At 63.2% G+C, this 16251-nt stretch carries 18 protein-coding genes; 9 read left to right on the forward strand and 9 right to left on the reverse strand.

Annotated elements, in window-relative coordinates:
- A partial coding sequence (locus AOT83_RS01880; protein WP_131727370.1) for an MPT63 family protein occupies positions 1 to 507 on the reverse strand: 507 nt, incomplete at its 3' end.
- A gap of 119 nt (positions 508 to 626) precedes the next feature.
- Here AOT83_RS01880 and AOT83_RS01885 point away from each other — a divergent pair.
- A complete protein-coding gene (locus tag AOT83_RS01885; RefSeq protein WP_057963739.1) occupies positions 627 to 1616 on the forward strand; it encodes an immunity 63 family protein in 990 nt (329 codons plus the stop codon).
- Between the two features lie 4 nt (positions 1617 to 1620).
- On the opposite strand, the gene cynS is transcribed toward AOT83_RS01885, so the two are convergent.
- From cynS to AOT83_RS01895, 3 genes are all read right to left on the reverse strand, one after another.
- Positions 1621 to 2061, reverse strand: coding sequence for a cyanase (cynS, locus tag AOT83_RS01890; protein ID WP_030094477.1), 441 nt, complete (start codon positions 2059 to 2061; stop codon positions 1621 to 1623).
- Between the two features lie 36 nt (positions 2062 to 2097).
- Positions 2098 to 2226 carry a hypothetical protein gene (locus AOT83_RS28310; RefSeq protein WP_044104185.1) on the reverse strand — a complete coding sequence of 43 codons (129 nt, stop codon included), beginning with the start codon at positions 2224 to 2226 and terminating at the stop codon, positions 2098 to 2100.
- Positions 2227 to 2327: 101 nt separating this feature from the next.
- The gene (locus AOT83_RS01895; protein ID WP_057963740.1) at positions 2328 to 2822 is read right to left on the reverse strand and encodes a MarR family transcriptional regulator; all 495 of its coding nucleotides are present in this window, start codon (positions 2820 to 2822) and stop codon (positions 2328 to 2330) included.
- A gap of 54 nt (positions 2823 to 2876) precedes the next feature.
- Between AOT83_RS01895 and AOT83_RS01900 the strand changes: the two genes are divergently transcribed.
- Positions 2877 to 3287, forward strand: coding sequence for a DUF5313 domain-containing protein (locus AOT83_RS01900; protein WP_057963741.1), 411 nt, complete (start codon positions 2877 to 2879; stop codon positions 3285 to 3287).
- Positions 3288 to 3580: 293 nt separating this feature from the next.
- Here AOT83_RS01900 and AOT83_RS01905 read toward each other — a convergent pair whose 3' ends face one another.
- Together AOT83_RS01905 and AOT83_RS01910 are read right to left on the reverse strand one after the other, a co-directional pair.
- Positions 3581 to 4780 carry an Nramp family divalent metal transporter gene (locus tag AOT83_RS01905; protein ID WP_044104526.1) on the reverse strand — a complete coding sequence of 400 codons (1200 nt, stop codon included), beginning with the start codon at positions 4778 to 4780 and terminating at the stop codon, positions 3581 to 3583.
- Positions 4781 to 4899: 119 nt separating this feature from the next.
- Positions 4900 to 5709: a Ku protein gene (locus AOT83_RS01910; RefSeq protein WP_030094481.1), complete on the reverse strand. Its 810-nt coding sequence runs from the start codon at positions 5707 to 5709 to the stop codon at positions 4900 to 4902.
- Here AOT83_RS01910 and AOT83_RS01915 point away from each other — a divergent pair.
- Positions 5699 to 8050, forward strand: a complete 2352-nt coding sequence (locus AOT83_RS01915; RefSeq protein ID WP_057963742.1) for an ATP-dependent DNA ligase — start codon at positions 5699 to 5701, stop codon at positions 8048 to 8050. The genes AOT83_RS01910 and AOT83_RS01915 overlap by 11 nt on opposite strands.
- Here AOT83_RS01915 and AOT83_RS01920 read toward each other — a convergent pair.
- On the reverse strand, positions 8018 to 8326 hold the full coding sequence (locus AOT83_RS01920) for a DUF4873 domain-containing protein (RefSeq protein WP_057963743.1): 309 nt from the start codon (positions 8324 to 8326) through the stop codon (positions 8018 to 8020). The two genes, AOT83_RS01915 and AOT83_RS01920, sit on opposite strands and share 33 nt — an antisense overlap.
- On the reverse strand, positions 8323 to 9237 hold the full coding sequence (locus tag AOT83_RS01925; protein ID WP_057963744.1) for a diiron oxygenase: 915 nt from the start codon (positions 9235 to 9237) through the stop codon (positions 8323 to 8325). The genes AOT83_RS01920 and AOT83_RS01925 overlap by 4 nt, the downstream gene beginning before the upstream one ends.
- A gap of 109 nt (positions 9238 to 9346) precedes the next feature.
- On the opposite strand from AOT83_RS01925, the gene AOT83_RS01930 reads away from it, so the two are divergent.
- From AOT83_RS01930 to AOT83_RS28010, 6 genes are all read left to right on the forward strand, one after another.
- A complete protein-coding gene (locus AOT83_RS01930) occupies positions 9347 to 9997 on the forward strand; it encodes a TetR/AcrR family transcriptional regulator (protein ID WP_030094485.1) in 651 nt (216 codons plus the stop codon).
- A gap of 6 nt (positions 9998 to 10003) precedes the next feature.
- On the forward strand, positions 10004 to 10753 hold the full coding sequence (cobF, locus tag AOT83_RS01935) for a precorrin-6A synthase (deacetylating) (protein WP_057963745.1): 750 nt from the start codon (positions 10004 to 10006) through the stop codon (positions 10751 to 10753).
- 15 nt (positions 10754 to 10768) lie between these two features.
- Positions 10769 to 11632: a DNA-formamidopyrimidine glycosylase family protein gene (locus AOT83_RS01940; protein WP_057963746.1), complete on the forward strand. Its 864-nt coding sequence runs from the start codon at positions 10769 to 10771 to the stop codon at positions 11630 to 11632.
- Between the two features lie 9 nt (positions 11633 to 11641).
- Complete coding sequence (locus tag AOT83_RS01945; RefSeq protein WP_030094488.1) at positions 11642 to 12391, forward strand: SDR family oxidoreductase; 750 nt, start codon at positions 11642 to 11644, stop codon at positions 12389 to 12391.
- A 53-nt stretch (positions 12392 to 12444) separates the two neighbouring features.
- A complete protein-coding gene (ppk2, locus tag AOT83_RS01950; protein WP_030094489.1) occupies positions 12445 to 13353 on the forward strand; it encodes a polyphosphate kinase 2 in 909 nt (302 codons plus the stop codon).
- Between the two features lie 176 nt (positions 13354 to 13529).
- On the forward strand, positions 13530 to 15116 hold the full coding sequence (locus AOT83_RS28010; RefSeq protein WP_234797634.1) for a histidine phosphatase family protein: 1587 nt from the start codon (positions 13530 to 13532) through the stop codon (positions 15114 to 15116).
- Between the two features lie 23 nt (positions 15117 to 15139).
- Here the strand turns inward: AOT83_RS28010 and AOT83_RS01960 are convergent, their stop codons facing one another.
- Positions 15140 to 16192, reverse strand: a complete 1053-nt coding sequence (locus tag AOT83_RS01960) for a dihydrodipicolinate reductase (RefSeq protein ID WP_057963747.1) — start codon at positions 16190 to 16192, stop codon at positions 15140 to 15142.
- Positions 16193 to 16251 lie beyond the last annotated feature (59 nt).

Raw genomic sequence — 16251 nt, forward strand, 5'->3', positions numbered from 1 at the left:
GGTGCCATGCGACTGGCTCGAAGAGCCACCCGAACGTGGCGCGGCGGCGGGCGCGGCCTTCCAGGTGAGCAGGTCCTCGTCACCGGAGGTGTAGGTCACCGTCTCGGGGGCGGCACCGGTCACGTCGAAGTAGATCTTGCCGCTGGTCTTCTCGCCCTGCGACAGGGTTCCCGGGTTCACGCCCTGCTCGCTGGGTACGCCGTACAGCACGCGATAGGTCTCGCCGTCGCTGGCCTTCGCGTTGAAGTTGGCGACGATGGGGATGACGCTGCCCTGGATGGCCTCGTCGGTGGCGGTGGCCTCCCATAGGGTGCCCTTGGGCTGGTACGACAGCTGGTCGGTGCTGACCTTCAGGTCGCTGACGGTCCACGCCTGCACGACGTCGCCGTTGGTCAGGCGACCTTGCTGGCCGAGCGTGGTGTCGGCGCCGGCGGTCGGCATCAGGGCAAGTCCGGCGGCCGCCGCGACGGCCCCCAAGGCGGCAGTGATGGGCACATTGATCTTCACGATGGTGGTCTCCTTGACGTCCGAAATGCTCCCCCCAGCGGGGACGGTCTGTCGTAAAACTAACAGGTCTGGGTGCACCATCGTCGCCCGAAGTACACGATTGCCATACGGTTAAGAACATGACGGTTGATTCCACCGGTCACGAGGGGGCCGCGCCGGAGCCAGACGACTGGCCACCCGACGCACGCATATTCACCATCCGTGCTGTGGCGGATGATGCCGTGCCGAGCTTGGCCGCCGAACTGCCCATTAGCGCAACAGAACTCGGCACGCTGGACGGAGATGCCGATCATCCCGTGCAATTCTGCAGTGTGCTGCTGGAACCGCCGGTCAAGCACAGGTTTGAAACGGCCGACGCCGCCCGGTATGAACGTGAGTATTGCGACCGGGACGATGACGGCGAATTCTTCATGGTTCACGTTGCGCTGCTCGGCCCCCGGCGCCCCGGAGTTTCACTCGCACCCGGCGCCCGCGATGCCCTCGTCGACGTCGCTTACGTCGTGGATTTGTCGTTAGAAGAAGACGGCGTGCTCAACCCTGCCAAGGTCGACTGGGCGGGAGGGGCGATCGTCGACGTCGAGGGCAGTGTTCCCGCCGAGCAGGCAACCCCCGCTGATCTACCGACGGTCTCCGAGCAGACGCCCGCGCCTGTCCCGGCCGCAAGTACGCCAGAGCCTGGGAGCCCGGGAAGTTCGGAGTGGATCCGCGAGCAGCTCGATGTCCGTATTGCCGTGTTGAGCCGGCTCGCTGGTGAAGTCGCGATCTCCGAAGTACCCGTGCCGACGGAGCTGGCCAAGGGGGAGCGCCAGTCCAACACCGCGCCGCAGTATGTGCTGGATGGAGCGCAGTTCTGGTACCACACGCGTGATCCGAAAAAGGGATTCGTATGGAAGACCACGAACAACCCGAATGAACTGATTTATTGGTGCATCGACGATGTCGCCAGGGGGCTGGCATGGCGGTGGACGCAACAAACGGCCACCTACAAGACGATGCCCCCGGCGATGGCCCAACGCACGCTATGGGCGCCGTACTGGCAGCTGCTGATGAATGCGCTCGACACCAAATGGGGCGCCATTACGGGTCGCAACATCCGCGACCTGCTGTGAGCGATCACCACCGGTAGTCGAGAAACTTCCCGTCGAGAGTCAGGACCACACGATCGCCGTCGGGATCGGCGCGGCGCGCGATGTCGACCTTGAAGTTGATGGCGCTCATGATGCCGTCGCCGAACTCCTCGTGGATGGCTTCCTTGATCGCCGGGCCGTAGACGCTCAGCGCCTCATACAGTCGGTAGATCGTCGGGTCAGACGGTGCACCACCGTCCAGCGTGCCGCGGTACGGCTGGGCCCGTAACGCGGCGGTGACCTGAGGCCCCAGCTCGAGAAGTTCCGCCACCTTGGCGGCCTTCGCTTCGGGCACCGGGTGCTGGCCGAGAAGCGCGGCAATGGTCCAAATCAGTGGTGAGTCAATCGCTTCCGCGATGTGCTGCCACGTCAGCTTCTTCTCGAGGCGGCGAGCGGTGATCAGTTCGGCGGCTTCGTCCTTGGTCATGACCTCAGACAAACAGACACCCGCCGCACACGCAAACTAGCGCTGCCACATGCCTTTCTGGGTGTCGCGCTCGTAGTAGTTCATCGAGTTTTCTCCGCTTGCGGTCCAGAGCATGGCCAGGGTGACGAGCGTGATGGCGATGAGCACCATTGAGTCGTTCCACATGATGACCTCCTTGGTATATCGATCGGTCTACTACTCATTGCAGCACCTACACCGATCGGTGTACAGGGAGGTGTGGCGGACGCCACATAACGGTTTTGCGGCTAGTCGGTGTCCAGGGCTCCAGCGGTCAGTGCGGCCGCGTTGATCCTGGTCAGCACCGCATGCAGGTGTTCCAGTTCGGAGAGGTCGACGCCCAGGCGTTCTACGACTGCTGCCGGCACCTTGAGCGCCTTCCGGCGCAGTGCGGCGCCCTGCTTGGTCAGGGTGACGTGTGTGGTGCGTTCGTCAGCAGCGCTGCGTGGGCGGGTGATCAGGCCCAGCGTCTCGAGCCGTTTGAGCATGGGGGAGATGGTCGCCGAATCCGTTTGCAGTAGGGCGGCTATCTGCTTGACGGACAACGCTTCCGGCGCATCATCGCCGCTGCTCTTGGCGTGATCCCAGAGCGCCAGCATCACGAGATACTGCGGATGTGTGATCCCCAGGGGGGCGAGTATCGGCCGGTAGATGGCCAGCACCGCGCGATTGGTGACGGCCAGTGCGAAACACACCTGCCGCTCCAGGGCCAGCGGGTCGGCCTCGGGTGAGACTGCGGTCATTCTCACTATCCTAACCATTAGTTAGTGCACTAATTATTAGTCTACAATCTAGTTATGGCCGCCGATCGCCCGAACTTCTTTCAGTACATCGCCTACTGCTACGGACGGCGCCTACCTGACTCGATGAAGGACTGGGTCGCCAATGATTTGGCGGGCAAGGGCGCGGTGCGTCGGCACATTTTCCGGTGTGCGATTCCACCGCTTTTCATCCTCGCGCCGTTCTGGCTGCTGCCGGCGTCGCTGTACGTCCACATGGAGATGACGGTGCCCATCTACGTTTGGGTGCTCATCATGGCGCATGCCCTCAACAAGGTCTGGCGCCGTCACCGGCTGGTGCAGCATGAACTGGATCCGGGCTTGGTCGATGTGCTCAAGCGTCAAAAGGACGCGTGGATTCACGAGGACTACGCGCGGCGGTTCGGGCCGCGCTCGGGAGACGGCCACTCCAGTAGTGGCCCCATCTAGCGCGCGGTCTGTCGCGCTAGACGGTCGGTTCAGCGATGCTGGGGATCAGTCCCAGTGCTTCCAGTGGCCCTTGCCGCGCCAGCCATTGTTGCCGTGCCAGCCGCGGTCCCAGTTGCCATCCGCGCAGACGGTAACTCGGGGATAGGTATCCACGGAGCCGCAAATGTCTGGATCTGCCTTTGCCGGGGTTGCAGAGGCGATACCTCCAACGAACAAACCACTAGCAACGACTCCAATTGCCAAGGCTGAGGGCAGGATTCGTTTCACGGTTCACAGCCTACTCCCAGGAGAAACTAGTTCGCAAGGGTAAGGAAAACCAGTACCGCGTTCAGCAGTGTGATGAGCGCGGCGATGATCCAGCCCAGCATGGTCGTCACGCGATGATTCACGTCGGTGCCCATCAGCCCGTGATCGCTGGTCAGGCGGACGAGCGGTATGAGAGCGAAGGGGATGCCGAAGGACAGCACCACTTGCGACACCACCAGTGCCCGAGTGGGGTCTATCCCCACGGCCAGGATCGCCAGCGCCGGGAGCAGCGTGACGAGCCGTCTCGCCACGATCGGTACCGAGCGGCGGAGCAGTCCCTGCATGATCATGGCGCCGGCGTAGGCGCCGACCGAGGACGATGCGAGCCCCGATGCCAGCAGGCCGATTGCGAATAGCAGGGCCACGGTGGGCCCGAGGCTGTCGCGAACGGCGGCGTGTGCGCCCTCGATCGTGTCGACGCCGTCGCGGCCCTTCAGGTTGGTGGCCGCTACCAGCAGCATTGCCATGTTCACCGCGCCGGCGAAGAGCATCGCCAGGCTCACGTCCCAACGGGTGATGCGCAGTAGCCTGCGTCGCGGCTCGCCCTCTTCAGGACGTCCGTGTCTGTCGCGGGCCAGCCCGGAATGCAGATATACGGCGTGTGGCATGACCGTGGCACCCAGCATGGCTGTCGCCAGCATCAGGCTCTCGGCGCCCTGGAATCGGGGGATCAGCCCCGCGGCGGCCTCGCCCAGCGGCGGCGGTTCCACGACGACGCTGGCGAGGAATCCGATAGCGATGATGGCCAGCAGCGCCGAGATCACATATTCGAACGAGCGTTGTCCGCGTTGGTCCTGCACGGCAAGCAGCACCATCGAGACGATTCCGGTGATAACACCACCGAGCAGTAGTGGCAGGTCGAACAGCAGGTTCAGCGCGATGGCACCGCCCACGACCTCTGCCAAATCCGTTGCCATGGCGACTAATTCGGCCTGCATCCAAAACGCTAGCCGGGTGGGTCGTGACATGCGATTGCCGACGGCCTCGGGCAGCGATTGCCCGGTGACGAGACCCAGCTTCGCTGAGAGGTACTGCACCAGCCCGGCCATCACATTGGCGGTGACGATCACCCACACCAGCAGGAAGCCGTACTTGGCGCCCGCGCTGACATTCGAGGCGACGTTTCCGGGATCGACATAGGCAATGGCTGCGACGAAAGCGGGCCCGAGTAGGTAAAACCCGTGCATTGGTCGCGTCTGCTTCGGCCGCTCCAGCACCCACGCCTCCTATTTCAAGTACCCGAATAGAAAAGTTAGAGTACCCGAAACCTTGTGCTGCGGCGAGGCCACCTCAGGGTGGCGTTCGCCTAGTTGGTGCTGGCCTTCTCGGCCTGACGCTTTTTGACGCTAGCCTCGAGCTTGGCGAGTAGATCCGAGACATCGGTGGCATCGAGTTCGGTGGGGGCCTCATCTTTGGTGAACGCCTCGCCACCTTCGAGCTTGGCCTCCACCATCTCCAGCAGCTGCGACTGGTACGTGTCGTTGTATCGGCTCGGATCGAAATCGTCGGCCATTGACTCCACCACTTGTCCCGCCATCGACAGTTCGGCCGGTTTGATCTTCACTTCCTGGTCCAGCACCGGGAAGTCGGGTTCGCGGATCTCGTCAGGCCAGAGCAGCGTGTGGATGATCATCACCTGACGCGTACCGAAGTCCTTGACCCGCAAGGCCGCGAGGCGTGTCTTGTTGCGCAGCGCGAAATGCACGATCGCCACCCGGTCCGTCTGCGCGAGTGTCTGTGCCAGCAGCACATACGATTTCGAAGACTTGCTGTCGGGCTCGAGGTAATAGCTCTTGTCGTATAGCAGTGGGTCGAGTTCGGCGGCGGGAATGAACTCCAGCACCTCGATCTCGCGGCTGGACTCGGCGGGCAGCGTCGCCAGATCCTCATCGGTGATCACGACGGTGCGGCCGTCCTCGGCCTCGTAGGCCTTGTTGATATCCCGGAACTCGACGATCTCGCCGCATTCTTCGCAGGTGCGTTTGTAGCGGATCCGGCCATTGTCCTTGTTGTGGACCTGATGGAACTTGAGGTCGTGGTCCTCGGTCGCGCTGTATACCTTGACAGGGACGTTCACCAGCCCGAAGGCGAGGGAGCCCTTCCAGATGGAACGCATATCCCCAGTATGGCCCACCGGAGCCGCGCAGTCCGCGACATCCGGTGCGGGATCAACCGCGTTCGTGCGCCTCACCAATGCGGACAAGGTGCTGTATCCGCCAAGCGGAACCACTCCGGCCACCACCAAGGCGGACGTTTTCGGCTACTACACCGCCATCGCCCCGTTCATGCTGCCGCACCTCGCGGGGCGACCGGTCACCCGTAAGCGGTGGCCTAACGGCGTTGAGCAGCCGTCTTTCTTCGAGAAGGACCTCGCGTCGTCGGCCCCCGATTGGCTTCCCCGGCGGCGTATCGAGCACAAATCCCGCTACGTCACCTACCCGTTGATCGACACTTCGGTGGCGCTGGCCTGGATAGCCCAGCAGGCGGCACTGGAAGTACATGTGCCGCAGTGGCGGTTTGTCGGCGAAAATCCTGGACCGGCAACACGATTGGTATTCGATCTGGATCCGGGCGAAGGGGTGGACCTACCGCAGCTGGCACAGGTCGCCCGCGCGGTGCGCGATGTGCTCGGCGATATCGGTCTGACCACCTTTCCCTTGACCAGTGGGAGCAAGGGGCTGCATCTGTATGTGCCGCTGGCGCAGCCGGTCAGCTCATCCGGTGCGGTGACCGTCGCGAGAAGGGTCGCGATGCAGCTGGAGCAGTCGATGCCGGATCTGGTCACCGTGACGATGACCCGGGAACTGCGTGCGGGCAAGGTTTTCGTGGATTGGAGTCAGAACAGCGGTTCCAAGACAACGGTTGCCCCTTACTCGCTGCGTGGTCGCGAGGCGCCGACCGTAGCCGCACCCCGGACGTGGGACGAATTGGACGACCCTGAACTGCGCCAGTTGCGGTTTGATGAAGTACTGGCGCGCGCCGAGCGTGACGGTGATCTGCTGACAGGGCTCGATGATGTGGCGATTGTCGAAGACAGGCTGTCTACGTACCGCAGCATGCGCGATCCGGCGCGCACTCCCGAACCGGTACCCGCCGTCGAACCGCAAGCAGGTCACGATAGTTCGTTTGTAATCCAGGAACATCACGCCACCGCGCTGCATTACGACTTTCGGTTGGAGCGCGACGGTGTGCTGGTCTCGTGGGCGGTCCCCAAGAATCTGCCCATGGAGCCGTCCGTCAATCATCTTGCGGTGCATACCGAGGATCACCCGCTCGAATACGGAACCTTTGAGGGGACGATTCCGAGGGGGGAGTACGGCGCCGGCGAGGTCACCATCTGGGACTCGGGAACCTATGACACCGAGAAGTTCATCGATCCGCGCGACGGTTCCGGCGCCGACGGCGGGTCAAAGGGAGAAGTCATTGTCACTCTGCACGGCAAGCGAATCTCGGGGCGGTATGCGCTGATTCAGACCGATGGCAAGCAGTGGCTGGCGCACCGCATGAAGGATCAGCGATCACCTGGCGCAATGCCAGTGGGCCTCGCGCCGATGCTGCCGACCACCGGTTCTGTGGCGGGATTGACCGCCGATGAGTGGGCATTCGAAGGCAAATGGGACGGTTATCGTCTACTCCTCGAATGCGACCACGGTCGGTTGCGGGCCGTGGCACGCAGCGGGCGCGACGTCACCGAGGAGTTCCCGGCCTTGCAGCAGCTCTCCCGGGAATTGGCCGAGCACCGTGTGGTTCTCGATGGTGAGGTGGTGGTGCTGGATTCCAAGGGGCTGCCGAGCTTCTCGCTGCTACAGAATCGAACACCGAGCGCCGACGTCCGATTTTGGGCATTCGATCTGCTGTATCTAGATGGAAAATCCCTGTTGCGCAACAAGTATCGTGACCGGCGCCGCCTGCTCGACGTACTGGGGGCCGGCACCGAGATGATGACCGTTCCCGAACAACTGGGCGGCGACGGAGAAGCGGCGCTGGCTCATTCGCACGAGCGGGGCTGGGAGGGCGTCGTCGCCAAACGGCTGGATTCGGCGTATACGCCGGGGCGCACCCAGTCCTGGATCAAGGCGAAGAACTGGAGCAGCCAAGAGGTCGTGATCGGTGGTTGGCGTAAGGGGCAGGGCGGACGCAGCAGCGGGATCGGTGCTCTGCTGATGGGGATACCGGCGCCCGACGGGCTCCGTTATGCCGGACGGGTGGGCACCGGATTCACAGAGAAGGAGCTGGCGTCACTCAAGGAGCAGCTAGAGCCGTTGCACTGCGACGAATCACCCTTCAGTGCACCGCTTTCCGCGGTCGAGGCCAAAGATGTGCAGTTCGTCGAACCGGTACTGGTCGCCGAGGTTCGCTACGGGGATCGCACGCCCGGCGGAATTCTCAAGCACTCCAGCTGGCGTGGTCTGCGCACCGATAAGTCAGTTGGCGACGTCGAGCTCGATCTCGGGTAGCGGGTACGGCGGTGCGCCGACACCCGCGACCGAAAAGTGGCCCCACGGGGTCTGCTCGGTGATGCGCCCTTGCGCGCTGGTCTCGCCCACGGCGATGGTTACCTGGGTTCCGCCCTTGAGCTCACCGCCCTCGGGTTTGGCGTAAATCGTTCCCTGCCAGTGGAACTTGCCATCCAGGGGGTTGAAGAAGCCAATCAGCCGCACCCGCGACTCGACGGTGAACTCGCCCGCGGTGATAACCGCCGGGCCGTCATACAGATCGTCGTCATCCATCATGCGACGAACTTCGCTTTACGCCACATCCAGCGCGACGTTCCGCCCATCAGGCCGATGCCGGTGAGGAAGTTGTACAGCGGTGCGAAACCGAGCTGTTGGGTCTGGCGGAAGTTCTCGTTGCGGTACGCGATCCGCTGGGTTTGATATCCGGGCAACCCGACATTGCGGTACATCTTCGGATTCGTGAACAGGTACATGAAGATGGGGCCACCGAAGCCGTTGACCTGCCGGACGATGAAACGCGCATACCGCGGCAGTTTGTCAACACGCTGGCGCAGGCCGTCGCGAGCGAACTGGATGTGCCGAGCTTCCTCGGTGACGTGAATTCGCATGAGCCGCGCGACCATTGGCTGCAGCTCGGGATCATCCATCATCTCGCGCTGGATGGCGTCGAAGATCTCCTCGCCAATCAGCGCGGCAACCCACAGCATTGGGCCCTTGAGGACCAGGGGTAGGGCGTTGGCCAGCCACCGCTGGTAGAGCGGTAGCCGGTAGGGCTCGACGCCGGCTTGCGATATCGCCTTACCGAACATCGTCATGTGGCGGGTCTCGTCACCGATCTCGGTGAGCGAATAGAAGGTCTCGCTGCTGTTCGGTCTGGCGTGCATGAGAGCGCGCAGCAGGCTCTGGTTGAGGATGTTCTCGAACCAAATGCCGACCGAGAGCACGTTGGCCATCTCGTGCTTGGACAGCTCGATCTGTTCAGCGCGTGACATCTTGTTCCAGATGTCGGTGCCGTACAGAGAGATTGCCTTCGGGGGCAGGAAGTACTTGTCCGGATCCAACGGCGCATCCCAGTCCAGATCCACCATTGGCTGGTAGGAACGGCGCACCGAGCCCTTGAGTAGCCGGTCGGAGTATTCCTCCCGATTCGGGGTGCGAGCGGGGCCGTTATTGAGGGTAGACGTCACCGTTGACAGTCCTTTCCGTTAGGATGTCAAACGTAAACGTTGCAGGTTGGGGCGTCAAGTGAGACGCGAAGTGCCACGTAATTTTTGTGGCGAACGAAAGTAGGCACCGATGAAAGTGAGCCGGTCAAGCCATCGCGGCCGTACCCGCGATCACGGCGAGATTCGCCGCCGCATCCTCGATGCCGCCGAAGAATGCTTGCTGGAGCACGGCTATGAGGCGCGCCTGCATGCGTTGATCGCCAAGAAGGCCGGTCTGTCGAGGCCCACCGTCTACAAACACGTGGGTGATCAGGCCGCGATCATCGAGGCACTGTTCCATCGGGAGTTTCTCCGGTTCGGCGAAATACTGGAGCCGGTCTTCGCGACGGCGAAGACCCCTCGCACCGGATTCATCGACGCCATCGTGCGCATCGTCCAGCACGGACGCCATCACCCGTTGCTGCAGAAGGGTCTCAAGGAGAACCCCGAGCAGGTGCTGCCGTATCTGACCGTCAAGGCGCGTCCGTTCATCGATCAGACGACCGTGCTGCTGGCCCCGTACTTCCGCAAGTTGCTCACCGACGAGCAGCTGGCCGCCATCGACGTCAAGGCCGCCGCCGAGTGGAGCTTCCGGATCGCTGCCTCGCTACTGGTTACTCCTGGCGTCGTGGAGACTCAGACCGACGAGCAGCTGGGTGATTTCATCGGCAACCTGCTCACCGTATCGGCGATCACTGAGGGGATCTCGGCGGTGTTGACTCCCAATTCGGCTGCTTCCTAAGTCGCGATGCGACGGATCCGCGTCATCGGGATCGGTGCCGGCCATCCCGAGTACCTGACCGTGCAGGCCATCGCGGCGCTCAACGAGGTCGATGTCTTCTTCGTCGCAGACAAGGGCGATACCAAGGGCGACCTGGTCGAGTTGCGCCGCCATATCTGCGAGCGGTACATCACCGAACCCGACTATCGCTTCGTCGAACTGCCCGACCCGGTGCGTGGCAGGGGCGAGTATCAGGGTGCGGTGAAGCAGTGGCACGCAGAACGGGCCGCGTTGTGGGGCAAAGCAATTGCCTCCGAGTTGCCGGAGGGTGGCGTCGGCGCCTTCCTGGCCTGGGGTGATCCGTCCCTCTACGACAGCACACTGCGCATCCTCGACGCGATCCTGGCCGAGGATCCTCATACGTTCGATTACGACGTGCTGCCGGGTATCACCGCAGTCTCCGCGCTCACCGCGCGGCACCGGATCGTGCTGAACGGTATCGGGGAACCGGTGCTCATCACGACGGGGCGCCGGTTGCTGGACGAGTGGCCTCGCACCGGAACCGTTGTGGTGATGCTCGACGGTGATTGCGCATTCCGGCAGGTGGACCCGTCAACGCAGATCTGGTGGGGTGCCTATCTGGGCACAGAGCACGAGCTGCTGGTATCGGGGGCCATCGGCGAGGTGGGCGAGCGGATCGCCGAGATACGCGCCTCGGCCCGGGCCGAACACGGCTGGATCATGGACACCTATCTACTGCGGAGTGTCGGCGAGTAGAGGCAGACTGGGCCCATGCCCGAACTACCCGAAGTCGAGGCGCTCGCTGACCACCTGCGTCGCCACGCCACCGGGGCCACCATCGGCCGCATCGACGTCTCGGCATTCTCGGTGCTCAAGACCTTCGATCCGCCGGTCACGTCTCTGCATGGCCACACGGTGACGGGTGCGACGCGCTGGGGTAAATACCTGGGCCTTCAGGTTGGCAGTCACTATCTGATCACTCATTTGTCGCGAGCGGGTTGGCTGCGCTGGTCGGACAAGCTGGCCGCCGCGCCGCTCAAACCGGGCAAGGGACCTATCGCGCTGCGGGTTCATCTCGGAACACCGGGCGAGGCACCGGGATTCGATCTCACCGAAGCCGGCACCCAAAAGCGATTGGCTGTCTGGGTCGTGGCAGACCCGGCTGCTGTGCCGCAGATCGCCGCACTGGGGCCCGACGCGCTCTCGCTGACCGCCACCGGGCTGGCCGACATCCTGTCCGGCACCACCGCACGTCTGAAGAACGTGATCACCGACCAGCGGGTGATCGCCGGGATCGGCAACGCCTACAGCGACGAGATCCTGCATGTGGCCAAGCTGTCCCCTTTCGCCAGTGGAAAGACGCTCACCGAGGGCCAACTCACGGCGCTGTATGAGGCCATGCAGTCGGTTCTCACCGATGCTGTGCAGCGCAGCGTGGGGCAGCAGGCGGCAACTCTCAAGGGGGAGAAGCGATCCGGACTGCGGGTGCATGCCCGCACGGGGATGCCCTGCCCGGTGTGCGGTGACGTGGTGCGGGAGGTGTCTTTCGCCGATAAATCCTTCCAGTACTGCCCGACATGCCAGACCGGCGGCAAGGTGCTGGCCGACCGTCGGCTCTCGCGGCTCCTCAAATAAAGTGGCAACGTGACGCGACAGAAGATCCTCATCACCGGGGCAAGCTCCGGCCTGGGCGCCGAGATGGCCCGTCAGTTCGCCGCGAAGGGACGTGACCTGGCACTGTGCGCCCGGCGCACCGAGGCACTCGAAGAACTCAAGGCGGAGCTGTTGGCCGCTAACCCGGGCATCAAGGTCGCCGTGCGTTCCCTGGATGTCACCGACCATGACTCGGTGCCGGTGGTCTTCGGCGAGCTGCGCGACGAGCTCGGCGGTCTGGATCGCGTGGTTGTGAACGCCGGAATCGCCAAGGGCTGGCACCTGGGCGGCGGCAAGTCGTGGGCCAACATCCAAACCATCGAAACCAATCTCATTGGTGCGCTGGTGCAGATCGAGGCGTCGCTCGCACTGTTCAAAGAGCAGGGGCGCGGGCACCTGGTGCTTATTTCGTCGGTGACCGCTGCCAAGGGGCTACCGGGTACGAAGGCCGCGTATGCGGCCAGCAAGGCGGGGCTCTCCTCGCTGGGCGAGTCGCTGCGCGCCGAATATGCCAGTGGCCCAATCAAGGTCAGCACCATCGAGCCGGGCTACATCCAGACCGACCTGAGCGCCAAATCGCCCACCACGCCGATGATGGTGGACACCAAGACCGGTGTGACTGCCATGGTGGATGCCATCGAGAGGGAGCCCGGCCGCGCCGCGGTGCCCCGCTGGCCGTGGGCCCCGGTGACCTTGATCATGCGCCTGATTCCGCCGCGCTTGGCCGGGCGCCTGGCGTAATCGGCCATGGGTTTCCCACATGGGACTTTGTGCCCACGTGGGATGCTGAACCTATGGCCGATCAAGAGAAACCGAACGCCTCCGTCACGGTGGACTACGCCGCCGAGCTCGATGAACTCGCGAGCCTGCGCGGCGGGATCAGTCGCACCAAAGAGGGCAAGGATGCCTGGAAACAGGGCTACCCCTACGACGAGAAGCTCAGTCGCAAGGAGTACGAGAAGACCAAACGCAAGCTGCAGATTGAGCTGCTCAAGCTGCAACTGTGGGTCAAGGAGCGCGGCGAGAAGATCTGCATCATCTTCGAAGGCCGGGACGCCGCCGGTAAGGGCGGATCGATCAAGAGGTTTACCGAGCACCTCAATCCCCGTGGCGCGCGCGTCGTGGCACTCGAGAAGCCGACCTCGGTAGAACAGACACAGTGGTATTTCCAGCGCTACACCGCGCACCTGCCCAGCGGTGGGGAGATCGTGCTGATGGACCGTTCCTGGTACAACCGGGCTGGTGTCGAGCGGGTGATGGGCTACTGCACTCCCGCGCAGGTCGCCGAATTCCTGCGTGAGGCACCAGAATACGAACGCATGCTGGTGAACTCGGGGACGCACCTGGTCAAGTTGTGGTTCTCGGTGAGCCGCAAAGAACAGCTGGCCCGCTTCGAAGCGCGACGTACCGATCCCGTGCGCCACTGGAAACTCTCGCCAACTGACCTTGCGTCTCTGGACAAGTGGGACGCCTACACCGAGGCCAAGGAGGCGATGTTCTTCTACACCGACACCGACAGCGCGCCCTGGACGGTGGTCAAGAGCAACGACAAGAAGCGTGCCCGGCTGGAGGCGATGCGCCACGTGCTCTCGCAGTTCGACTATGACAACAAGGACACCGAGATCGTGGGAGCGCCGGACCCCCTGATCGTCGGGCCCGCGTCGGCCATCTTCGAAGAAGGGGAGAAGGCCGGCTCGCGCTAGCGGGTCAATGTATCGATAGCACTGAATATTCAGCCCTGCAAGGGTTTTCGCTTAACATCTCGTTCCAGATTTGGTCACGTCCATATGGTCCGCTCAGTGGGATGAAACATTGCCTAACTCGGATCAGGCATCGCTAATGTGAGCGCACTCACATGACCTATGGATGGGGATTCTCAATGCGTGAATCGAAAACGCGGGCAATGTCGCGTGTCCTGACGACGGTGATCGCCGCCCTCGTCTTCTCGATCGTCACAGCGGTCGTGGCCTGGGCGGCCGATCCGATGACCATTACCTTTGTGCGACACGGCGAGTCCGAAGGCAATGCGTCGGGGAAGATCGACACCTCGGTCCCTGGGCCCCACCTCACGGCGACGGGCCAACAGCAGGCCAAGGATGTCGCCGACAAGCTCGGCGGTGGCTTCGACGGCATTTACGCGTCGGACATGATCCGCACCCAGGAGACGGCCAAGCCCATGGAGGACAAGCTGGGGCAGAAGGCCACCGTGCTGGGTGGTCTGCGCGAGATCGGTGCGGGCATCTTCGAAGGGCAATCGGAGAAGGAAGGCATCGGCCGCATCGGATACATCGCCGCGCCCCTGCTGTGGACGTTGGGCGCCCGTTTCGTGCCCGTGCCCGGAGGTGAGGACGGCAACGCGTTTGATGCTCGTGTCGATGACTCGGTGAAGACGATCTATGAGAACGGCGACCGCAATGCCGTGGTCTACTCGCACGGGGCCACCATCATGTTCTGGGTCATGATGAACGTGGACAATCCGGATCCCACCCTGCTGCTCTCCGACCCGCTCAGTAACACTTCGGTGGTGAAGGTGGAGGGCACACCGGAGGGCGGCTGGACGCTCAAGGAGTGGAATGGCAAGCCCGTCAACCAGAACCCGTCATTGCCGACCAAGCTGTTTGTAGATTTCCGCAACTTCTTCGTACAGCCGCAAACCACGGCGTATCGCATTCAGCAGGCGATCGCGACCGGCGACATCTCCAAGGTGGCCGATGAGGTCGCCAAGGGAGTGGTAGACGTCATCAAGTCCACGGTGCACTTCCCGGTGGCGGTGGCGCGCGACGTCGTCAACGAGGTGCGCGGCGCATTGCCGAAGGTGCTGGACCAATCCGTCAAGCCGGAGTCCATAATTGCCGAAAGTAAGGTGACGGAGAGCAAGTCGACTGCTGCGCGCGAATCCAACGCCAACGCCGAGCCCCACGAGTCGAAGCTCTCCGACGCGAAGGTCATCGAGGCGAAGACGACTGCCACGGTGGCCGAGGTGGCAACGGAGAAGCCGGCCGGATCGGCCAAGTCGGCCACCAAGACCGATGAATCGGCTGCGCCGGAAGTAAAGTCGCCCGAAGTAAAGGCGCCAGAGGCGAATGTGCCGGAAGTAAAGAGTCCTGCCGTTCAGGCTCCGGCGGACAAACGGCTGGCGAAGGTCATTGCGCTGCCCAGCAAGCCGGTCAAGGCGAACGGTGCAACGGATTTGAGCGGCGGCAACAAGTCCGAGCCTGGCAAAACCCCGCGCGGCGTGCCGAGCGTCAAGGAACATCTTTCGGCCGCGCTTCAGAAGGCCTCTGACGCGGTTCAGAAGATCACGGGTACGCCGTCCAAACCCGAACCCGCAGCGAGCACCGGTAATAAGAGTGAACCGGCAGGCGGGGAGTCGAAGGCGGCCAAACCGGCGACCTCCGGCCCGTCGAAGAGCGGCGGGACCGAGGGATCGGGAGCTGGCGGCTCATCCCACAAGGACGCTGCCTAACGAGCTGTCCTCGGCTCCATCGGTCACCGATGGAGCCGGGGATGCGCCCTGCCCGCGATGAGCGGAAGGTCAAGGTATGACTTGAGTCCCGGCTCGGCCCTGCATACGTACGGCACGGAGTTGACGCAGTGCGCGGCAGTCGCGACCACGCCCTCGTTGGCGACGAGCCCGGCCTCGACGCTGTGGGGATGAAAGCCGGTGATAGTGCACGATGAGGAGGGAGTGCCATGCACTTCGACCTCGTAGCGCGGGCCCGTCGGGCCGAAGGACCAGGTGGGTTCCAGGTGATCTTCGCCCATCAGCCAGTTCACGGCGATTCGTGCGACCGCCTCGTCCCCTACGAATGCCTCCCACGAGAATTGCTGACCGGCAACGCATCCGGGTTTGATGATGCCGATCGGAGAATCGATGTCTGCGGTGGCGACGGCGACCTTGAGGCTAGGCCGGATCTCCACCTCTGCGAAACCCATGCCATCGAGGATCATTCGCAGGGACTGTTTGAACCCGCCGCCCAACAGTTTGGGCATGGGGCCGCTGATAGCTTCTTCGGGAGTACCGCCGAACTTCATGATGTGCCGGATGACGTCGGGAGCGCCATAGGTGCGGATGTCTGAGTACTCCTCAGCACGCACGTAAGTTACGGCCGATGTCATGGACGAGAAGATCAGCGGATAAAGATCGGTGATGCCGCCGGGGTCAATTCCCGTGCCGTGCAGCGTTACTCCGGCCTGGCGCGCGGTGGCATCCAGGTCGACGCCCGAACTGTCTGGGTAGAACCAACCGACCGGGGTAACCACATTCTTTCCTGAGGCGAGCAATGCCGAAACCTCGGACGGATTGGGAAGCAGCGGGCTGTAGATCACGCAGTCGGCGTCCAGGGCGAGGATGTCTTCCAGACTGTTGGTCGTTGTGACACCGAGGGGCGCCTGCCCGATGAGCTCTCCGATATCGACGCCAGTCTTTTGCGGGGAGTGCACCCAGCACCCCACCAGCTGTAGCTCCGGATGGGCCTGCACCGCGCGGATTGCGGCCTTGCCCACTTCGCCCGTCGCCCACTGGACCACTCGATAGACCATGTCATTGCCTCCTCGCAACCGGTAGCCTCAGACCTGCATAACACCAAACAAGTGCTTGG

The organism is Mycobacteroides sp. H001 (assembly GCF_001440005.1).
Lineage (GTDB): Bacteria > Actinomycetota > Actinomycetes > Mycobacteriales > Mycobacteriaceae > Mycobacterium > Mycobacterium gwanakae.